The organism is Dietzia timorensis (assembly GCF_020742175.1).
Classification (GTDB): domain Bacteria; phylum Actinomycetota; class Actinomycetes; order Mycobacteriales; family Mycobacteriaceae; genus Dietzia; species Dietzia timorensis_A.
This window is the reverse complement of the sequence record NZ_DYXM01000009.1, coordinates 1-3,494: the sequence shown is the minus strand read 5'-3', so window position 1 is coordinate 3,494 and position 3,494 is coordinate 1. Positions and strand designations below refer to the sequence as shown.

Below are 3,494 nucleotides of genomic sequence, written 5' to 3'. Positions count from 1 at the left end.
TACCGCCGCGTCGTCGACGGCAAGATCACCGACGACGTCGATTACCTCACCGCCGACGAGGAAGACCGCCACATCGTCGCTCAGGCCAACACGCCTGTCGACAACGATGGCAACATCCTCGGCGAGACGGTGCTCGTGCGCAAGAAGTTCGGTGACGTCGAGCAGGTTCCGGTCTCGGACATCGGCTACATGGACGTTTCGCCGCGCCAGCTCGCATCGGTCGCCACCGCGATGATCCCGTTCCTCGAGCACGACGACGCCAACCGCGCGCTCATGGGCGCGAACATGCAGCGTCAGGCTGTGCCGCTCGTGCGCAGCGAGTCGCCGCTCGTCGGTACCGGCATGGAGCTGCGTGCAGCCGTCGATGCCGGTGACGTGATCGTCAACGATTTCGCCGGTGTCGTCGAAGAGGTTTCCGCCGACTACATCACCGTGATGGACGACGAGGGTGGTCGTCAGACCTACCGCGTCAACAAGTTCGCTCGCTCGAACCAGGGCACCTGCTCGAACCAGAAGCCGATCGTCGACGAGGGCGACCGCGTCGAGGCCGGCCAGGTTCTCGCGGACGGTCCTGCCACCGAGAACGGCGAGATGGCGCTCGGTAAGAACCTGCTCGTCGCGGTTATGCCGTGGGAGGGTCACAACTACGAGGACGCGATCATCCTGTCGCAGCGCCTCGTGGAAGAGGACGTTCTTACCTCGATTCACATCGAGGAGCACGAGATCGACGCCCGCGACACCAAGCTCGGTGTCGAGGAGATCACCCGCGACATCCCGAACGTCTCGGACGACGTGCTCGCCGATCTCGACGAGCGCGGCATCATCCGTATCGGTGCCGAGGTTCGCGACGGCGACATCCTCGTCGGCAAGGTGACGCCGAAGGGCGAGACCGAGCTGACCCCGGAGGAGCGCCTGCTGCGCGCAATCTTCGGTGAGAAGGCCAAGGAAGTTCGCGACACCTCGCTCAAGGTCCCGCACGGCGAGTCCGGCAAGGTCATCGGCGTCCGCGTGTTCACGCGCGGCGAGGATGACGACGAGGGCCTGAGCCCCGGCGTCAACGAGCTGGTCCGCGTCTACGTTGCCCAGAAGCGCAAGATCCAGGACGGCGATAAGCTCGCCGGCCGCCACGGCAACAAGGGCGTTATCGGCAAGATTCTCCCCGCCGAGGATATGCCGTTCCTCCCGGACGGTTCGCCGGTCGACATCATCCTGAACACCCACGGTGTTCCGCGTCGTATGAACATCGGTCAGATCCTCGAGACGCACCTCGGCTGGCTTGCCAAGACCGGTTGGGAAGTTCCGCGTGAAGCGGACGGCTCCCTGCCGGAGTGGGCGAACAAGCTTCCCGAGGAGCTCATGGAGGTTCCCGCCGACACGAATACCGCGACGCCGGTATTCGACGGTGCCAAGGACCACGAGCTCGCCGGCCTCCTCGGTTCGACTCTGCCGAACCGCGACGGAGAGCGCATGGTCGGTGCCGACGGCAAGGCCACCTTGTTCGACGGCCGTTCCGGCGAGCCGTACCCGTACCCGGTGGCCGTCGGCTACATGTACATCCTCAAGCTGCACCACCTGGTCGACGACAAGATCCACGCGCGCTCGACCGGTCCGTACTCGATGATTACGCAGCAGCCGCTGGGCGGTAAGGCCCAGTTCGGTGGCCAGCGTTTCGGCGAGATGGAGTGCTGGGCGATGCAGGCGTACGGCGCCGCATACACCCTGCAGGAGCTGCTCACCATCAAGTCCGACGACGTCGTCGGCCGTGTGAAGGTGTACGAGGCGATCGTCAAGGGGCAGAACATCCCGGAGCCGGGTATCCCGGAGTCGTTCAAGGTTCTGCTCAAGGAGCTCCAGTCGCTGTGCCTCAACGTGGAGGTGCTGTCGCAGGACGGCACCGCCGTGTCGCTCGGCGAAGGTGCGGACGACGACGATCTGGATCGCGCCACCGCGAACCTGGGCATCAACCTCTCGCGCGACGAGGGTGCCTCGGCGGATGAGGCTATCCAGTAGCGAATCGAACCGGTGACCTGAGGGCGCAGCACCTGCGCCGTCAGGAATCCCGGTAACTGCCTTAGGGTTCGAGGCCGGCACATGCTGGTCAGTGAACCGCAAGAAGTAACCACCCCGGCGGGCCCGAAAGGGCACATTCCGATTAGGGCCCGCCATACCACCCACACCGGGGAAAGGAAGTTACGTGTTCGACGTCAACTTCTTCGATGAGCTCGTCATCAGCCTTGCCACTGCTGAAGACATCCGAAACTGGTCTTACGGCGAAGTGAAGAAGCCGGAGACCATCAACTACCGCACCCTCAAGCCGGAGAAGGAGGGCCTGTTCTGCGAGAAGATCTTCGGCCCTACCCGGGACTGGGAGTGCTACTGCGGTAAGTACAAGCGTGTCCGCTTCAAGGGCATCATCTGTGAGCGCTGTGGCGTCGAGGTGACCCGTTCGAAGGTGCGCCGTGAGCGCATGGGACACATCGAGCTTGCCGCTCCCGTGACCCACATCTGGTACTTCAAGGGCGTTCCGTCGCGGCTGGGCTACCTGCTCGACATCGCTCCGAAGGACCTCGACAAGATCATCTACTTCGCGGCTTACGTCGTCACCTCTGTCGACGAGGAGCTGCGCCACAACGAGATGTCCACTCTCGAGGCGCAGATCGTCGAAGAGAAGAAGATGATCGAGGACGAGCGCGACTCCGACATCGACGCGCGCGCGAAGAAGGCCGAAGCCGACCTGGCCGAGCTCGAGGCCGAGGGGGCCAAGGCCGATGCCAAGCGCAAGGTCAAGGACGCCGGCGAGAAGGAAATGAAGAAGATCCGCGATGGTGCCCAGCGCGAGCTGGACGCCCTCGACGAGATCTGGGATACCTTCGTCAAGCTCGACAAGAACCAGCTCATCCAGGACGAGAACCTGTACCGCGAGCTGGACGATCGCTTCGGTGAGTACTTCACCGGCGCGATGGGTGCCGAGGCCATCCAGCAGCTGCTCGTGGACTTCGATCTCGAGGCCGAGGCCGAGATCCTCCGCGACGTCATCCGCAACGGCAAGGGCCAGAAGAAGATTCGTGCCCTCAAGCGACTCAAGGTCGTCGCCGCATTCCAGGGTTCGGGTAACCACCCGGCCGGGATGGTGCTCGACTGCGTTCCGGTGATCCCGCCGGAGCTGCGTCCGATGGTTCAGCTCGACGGTGGCCGCTTCGCGACCTCCGACCTCAACGACCTGTACCGTCGCGTGATCAACCGGAACAACCGCCTCAAGCGTCTCATCGACCTGGGCGCGCCGGAGATCATCGTCAACAACGAAAAGCGCATGCTGCAGGAGTCCGTGGACGCGCTGTTCGACAACGGCCGCCGCGGCCGTCCGGTCACCGGACCGGGCAACCGCCCGCTCAAGTCGTTGTCCGATCTGCTCAAGGGCAAGCAGGGACGCTTCCGCCAGAACCTCCTCGGCAAGCGCGTCGACTACTCGGGCCGTTCGGTCATCGTCGTCGGCC

At 64.1% G+C, this 3,494-nt stretch carries 1 protein-coding gene and 1 pseudogene; both read left to right on the top strand.

The features are described 5' to 3' along the window. On the top strand, nucleotides 1-2,010 hold a 2,010-nt coding region (locus tag K8V11_RS00510; RefSeq protein ID WP_303910195.1), incomplete at its 5' end, for a DNA-directed RNA polymerase subunit beta. Between the two features lie 184 nt (nucleotides 2,011-2,194). After that, nucleotides 2,195-3,494 (top strand): annotated as a pseudogene (locus K8V11_RS00505) (DNA-directed RNA polymerase subunit beta'); the annotation flags it as partial.